The 5,343-nt window shown below is 47.1% G+C and carries 5 protein-coding genes; 3 read left to right on the top strand and 2 right to left on the bottom strand.

The window, feature by feature from the left end; all coding sequences use genetic code 11:
* Window positions 1–457: 457 nt before the first annotated feature.
* A complete protein-coding gene (locus R7041_RS22585; protein WP_000050481.1) occupies window positions 458–1,999 on the top strand; it encodes an IS91-like element ISCR1 family transposase in 1,542 nt (513 codons plus the stop codon).
* A 121-nt stretch (window positions 2,000–2,120) separates the two neighbouring features.
* On the opposite strand, the gene R7041_RS22580 is transcribed toward R7041_RS22585, so the two are convergent.
* Together R7041_RS22580 and R7041_RS22575 are read right to left on the bottom strand one after the other, a co-directional pair.
* The gene (locus R7041_RS22580) at window positions 2,121–2,579 is read right to left on the bottom strand and encodes a GNAT family N-acetyltransferase (protein ID WP_181726414.1); all 459 of its coding nucleotides are present in this window, start codon (window positions 2,577–2,579) and stop codon (window positions 2,121–2,123) included.
* Window positions 2,580–2,602: 23 nt separating this feature from the next.
* Complete coding sequence (locus R7041_RS22575; RefSeq protein ID WP_181726415.1) at window positions 2,603–3,343, bottom strand: subclass B1 metallo-beta-lactamase VAM-1; 741 nt, start codon at window positions 3,341–3,343, stop codon at window positions 2,603–2,605.
* Window positions 3,344–3,521: 178 nt separating this feature from the next.
* Between R7041_RS22575 and blaPSE the strand changes: the two genes are divergently transcribed.
* Both blaPSE and aadA1 read left to right on the top strand, forming a co-directional pair.
* A complete protein-coding gene (gene blaPSE / locus R7041_RS22570) occupies window positions 3,522–4,355 on the top strand; it encodes a PSE family carbenicillin-hydrolyzing class A beta-lactamase (RefSeq protein ID WP_181726425.1) in 834 nt (277 codons plus the stop codon).
* 117 nt (window positions 4,356–4,472) lie between these two features.
* Entirely contained in the window at window positions 4,473–5,264 is a 792-nt protein-coding gene (gene aadA1 / locus R7041_RS22565; RefSeq protein WP_001206316.1) for an ANT(3'')-Ia family aminoglycoside nucleotidyltransferase AadA1, read from the top strand.
* Window positions 5,265–5,343: the final 79 nt, after the last annotated feature.

The following is a 5,343-nucleotide window of genomic DNA, read 5'->3' as shown; positions in this document are numbered from 1 at the left end:
TCGCGAAATTTCGCAGTCGCGACGCCAGAGACCGAGGGTTAGATCATGCCTAGCATTCACCTTCCGGCCGCCCGCTAAATATCTCCTTTTGGGTTGTTAATAAAACATCCAATAAGTTGACTGTGCGTGAAAAAGAAAGTTTTGTGTGATGGCGTTGAAGATCGCACCGTTAAGCTCTTATGTGGGATGGTGCAGAGCTCGACGACTACCGATAAAACGCAACCGCCGCAAACAGACAAGAAAAAGCCCCAACTGATAACAGTTGGGGCTTCAGTATTGTGATTGGTGGAGCAATAGCACCCTGAACCCAAAACCTTCTCGCTCAACCGGTAGTGGCTGATAACAACTCGTGAGGGCTATTGCGGGTTAAGCATTTAGCGATGTCTAGGGCCAGACTGGACGTCTGAACGCAAGCCGCTGATACTGTACATAACCACAGTATCAGCGGAGGATACCCATGTCGCTGGCAAGGAACGCCACGGCGAGTCAATCGCCCACTCAAACAAACGGTTACGAACGCCACCAACCCGACCAGACGCTGCTCTACCAGCTGGTTGAGCAGCACTACCCAGCCTTCAAAGCCTCACTCGAAGCCCAAGGTCAACACCTGCCTCGCTACATCCAACAAGAATTCAACGACCTCCTCCAATGTGGCCGTCTGGAGTATGGTTTCATGCGGGTTCGCTGCGAGGATTGTCATCACGAGCGTCTGGTCGCCTTCAGCTGTAAACGACGCGGCTTTTGCCCTAGCTGCGGTGCCCGCCGGATGGCCGAGAGTGCGGCGCTGCTGATAGACGAAGTCTTCCCCAAGGAGCCCATTCGCCAGTGGGTGCTCAGCTTTCCTTTCCAGCTACGCTTTTTGCTGGCTCGCCATCCCCAGCTGATGGGCCAGGTCTTGAGTATCGTCTATCGTACACTCTCAACTCATCTGATCAAAAAAGCCGGTTACACCAAAGCCTCTGCACAAACTGGCTCAGTGACTCTTATCCAACGCTTTGGCTCCGCGCTAAATCTCAATGTCCACTACCACATGCTGTTTCTCGATGGTGTCTATGCCGAAGATGACTATGGCAAGCAACGCTTCCATCGTGTCAAGGCACCCACTTACGATGAGCTGAATACGCTCGCTCACACCCTCAGCCATCGCATCGCTCGCTGCATGGAAAAGCGTGGGATTTTGGAGCGTGATGCCGAGAATACGTGGTTGACACTGGAAGAGGGCGAAGACGATACGCTGACTCAATTACATGGTGCTTCGGTTACGTATCGCATTGCCGTCGGCCCCCAGCAAGGGCGCAAAGTCTTCACCCTGCAAACCTTGCCAGGGCGTGAGGATAAAGCCGACTCAAGCAGTCGAGTAGCCAACCATGCTGGTTTCTCGCTACACGCCGGTGTGATGGCCGAAGCGCATCAGCGGGATAAGCTTGAGCGCTTGTGTCGCTACATTAGTCGGCCAGCGGTTTCAGAAAAACGTCTGGCATTAACCGCCAATGGGCAGGTGCGTTACGAGCTCAAAACTCCGTACCGCAATGGCACCACCCATGTGATCTTCGAGCCGCTGGACTTCATCGCCAAACTCGCTGCGTTGGTACCTAAGCCGCGAGTCAACCTCACACGCTTCCACGGCGTCTTTGCACCGAACAGCAAACACCGAGTTCAAGTAACACCCGCCAAGCGGGGCAAGAAGCCCGACAAATCGGAAGGTCTCGATACTAACTGGCGTGACAAGAGTCCTGCAGAGCGCCACCGCGCCATGACCTGGATGCAACGCCTCAAGCGAGTCTTCAATATTGATATTGAAGTCTGCGAACACTGCGGCGGTCACGTCAAAGTGATTGCCAGCATCGAAGATCCGAAGGTCATTGAGCAGATTCTCAAGCATCTGAAACAGAAAACAGCCAAGGCGAATGCCGCCAAGCAGCGTGAGCTGCCACCAGAACGAGCGCCGCCACTGACTCCCAGCCTGTTCGATCCATCACAGAGTCGTCTCTTTGACTGACGACCCCAAATCCAACACTGCTCAACACTGCCAACTTTTAAACGGGGCGGTGGGGCAGTTTGTATCTCTCGAGCTATCAGGCTAGAGATTTTACCGCCAAATCGAACCTTATTAGAGCGGTTTAGGCTGGACCGGCAGTTAAAATTGGGGCTTGAGCGGTAAACGAGTGAGGGAATTTCAGGTAAGATACTTCGGATGAGGAGCAAAAAGGTGGTTTATACTTCCTATACCCAAATTGCTTAATTAATGTTAAAGCTTCTCCAGCAATTCCCCTGCCTTGAGCACTTTGCTTAATCATGTAACCTACTTCGGCTATTCGCGCCTTGTGATTAATGACCTTCAATCCAATACTGCCCAGCTTTTCTCCTGATGATATGTCCTCAATACCAAATGAAAGCCAGTGATCACTTTCAAACTGCCAAGATTGAGATTTTAACTCAAACGCTGCCACAGCTTCTTGATAAGTTAGAGGCTCATACACATGCTCCATCATAATGGGGCACATTGATATTTCTATGAACAACTGTCTATCTGAACTATCAAATGGTGATAGTTTTATTCTACTACCTCTTAGCTCCACTATTTTTCCTTTGCTTTATTTGTCTATTTGTCAGAAGTCTTATCGGATGATGCTAATTTTTGTGTATGAAGGAGTAAACTAACGTCTCCAACCTGACCATGCCCAGGCACTACAGTGACTATATCTGGATAGCGTTGCAGCACTCTTTGAATAGAGTTCGACCATTCGCCTATATTTGCATCTCCAGTGTAACCTAGACTTTTATTACGGAGGCTTTTAACAAAGCAACCGCCAAATAATAGCTTTTCATTCGGTAACCAAACAACGATGTTATCTTCAGTATGGCCTGGGCCAGGATAATACACTGTCGCAATGCCGTTGAAAATTTTGAGTTCATTGCTCGATATTTCAGTATTCGAAATTTCTTTGTTATTGAGTTTAAGAAGTTGATTAGTGAGTGAAGTGGCATAAGTGTTAACTTTTAAATCATTTAAAAGTGGTAAATCACCACTCGCATCTTCATGAAAGTGAGTTACTATTGCGCTTTTTAGTACGAGACCTCTATCTTCAATCCATTCAATAAGTTGATTGGTTGCTTTGGTCGTCCAAGGAGTGTCAATCAGGTATGCCGCATCTCCATCGACTACAATTAAGCCAGACGCGCCAATAAACCCCCAAGGCTCAACATGTTTATATGAGATATGCTGATAGATATTATCGGTTAATTGTTTAACCTCCAGCGTTTTAGTGTCTGTATTGTTTGCTGCTGTTACAAAAGGAACAAAAAGAGTAATGAGCAGAATATTTTTTATCAGAAAATTCATTATTGACGACCTCTGAACGTCATTAAAAATGTGCAATTATGAGCTTGTAACGTCTATTACATTGAATCAAATTAAGTTGTTCATAGCGACTAAGTAGAGACATTTATCTTAAGTAACCTTATATGCGTTTGTAATCTTTTAATGCATTGAGACATGGAGCAAATGCTAAGAATAGCGTATCTTTTATGCTTTTGCAAGTAGTTCAAAGTTTCGGCAAGTTGAACAAGACGTTAAGGCAATTGAAGTTTCTCTTTCTGCTCGTATAGGTGTTTCCGTTCTTGATACTCAAAATGGAGAATACTGGGATTACAATGGCAATCAGCGCTTCCCGTTGACAAGTACTTTTAAAACAATAGCTTGCGCTAAATTACTATATGATGCTGAGCAAGGAAAAGTTAATCCCAATAGTACAGTCGAGATTAAGAAAGCAGATCTTGTGACCTATTCCCCTGTAATAGAAAAGCAAGTAGGGCAGGCAATCACACTCGATGATGCGTGCTTCGCAACTATGACTACAAGTGATAATACTGCGGCAAATATCATCCTAAGTGCTGTAGGTGGCTCCAAAGGCGTTACTGATTTTTTAAGACAAATTGGGGACAAAGAGACTCGTCTAGACCGTATTGAGCCTGATTTAAATGAAGGTAAGCTCGGTGATTTGAGGGATACGACAACTCCTAAGGCAATAGCCAGTACTTTGAATAAATTTTTATTTGGTTCAGCGCTATCTGAAATGAACAAAAAAAAATTAGAGTCTTGGATGGTGAACAATCAAGTCACTGGTAATTTACTACGTTCAGTATTGCCGGCGGGATGGAACATTGCGGATCGTTCAGGTGCTGGCGGATTTGGTGCTCGGAGTATTACAGCAGTTGTGTGGAGTGAGCATCAAGCCCCAATTATTGTGAGCATCTATCTAGCTCAAACACAGGCTTCAATGGCAGAGCGAAATGATGCGATTGTTAAAATTGGTCGTTCAATTTTTGACGTTTATACATCACAGTCGCGCTGATAAGGCTAACAAGGCCATCAAGTTGACGGCTTTTCCGTCGCTTGTTTTGTGGCTTAACGCTACGCTACCACAAAACAATCAACTACAAAGCCGCAACTTATGGCGGCGTTAAACATCATGAGGGAAGCGGTGATCGCCGAAGTATCGACTCAACTATCAGAGGTAGTTGGCGTCATCGAGCGCCATCTCGAACCGACGTTGCTGGCCGTACATTTGTACGGCTCCGCAGTGGATGGCGGCCTGAAGCCACACAGTGATATTGATTTGCTGGTTACGGTGACCGTAAGGCTTGATGAAACAACGCGGCGAGCTTTGATCAACGACCTTTTGGAAACTTCGGCTTCCCCTGGAGAGAGCGAGATTCTCCGCGCTGTAGAAGTCACCATTGTTGTGCACGACGACATCATTCCGTGGCGTTATCCAGCTAAGCGCGAACTGCAATTTGGAGAATGGCAGCGCAATGACATTCTTGCAGGTATCTTCGAGCCAGCCACGATCGACATTGATCTGGCTATCTTGCTGACAAAAGCAAGAGAACATAGCGTTGCCTTGGTAGGTCCAGCGGCGGAGGAACTCTTTGATCCGGTTCCTGAACAGGATCTATTTGAGGCGCTAAATGAAACCTTAACGCTATGGAACTCGCCGCCCGACTGGGCTGGCGATGAGCGAAATGTAGTGCTTACGTTGTCCCGCATTTGGTACAGCGCAGTAACCGGCAAAATCGCGCCGAAGGATGTCGCTGCCGACTGGGCAATGGAGCGCCTGCCGGCCCAGTATCAGCCCGTCATACTTGAAGCTAGACAGGCTTATCTTGGACAAGAAGAAGATCGCTTGGCCTCCCGCGCAGATCAGTTGGAAGAATTTGTTCACTACGTGAAAGGCGAGATCACCAAGGTAGTCGGCAAATAATGTCTAACAAGAGACTATGGCGTCAATAGTTAATTTTTGAGGCTATCTGTATCCCACATAACACCATCTCTTAGCATTG

Origin of the sequence: Vibrio sp. 1751 (assembly GCF_033339895.1) — a bacterium.
Classification (GTDB): Bacteria; Pseudomonadota; Gammaproteobacteria; order Enterobacterales; family Vibrionaceae; genus Vibrio; species Vibrio alginolyticus.
This window is presented reverse-complemented; position numbering and strand designations above follow the sequence as displayed.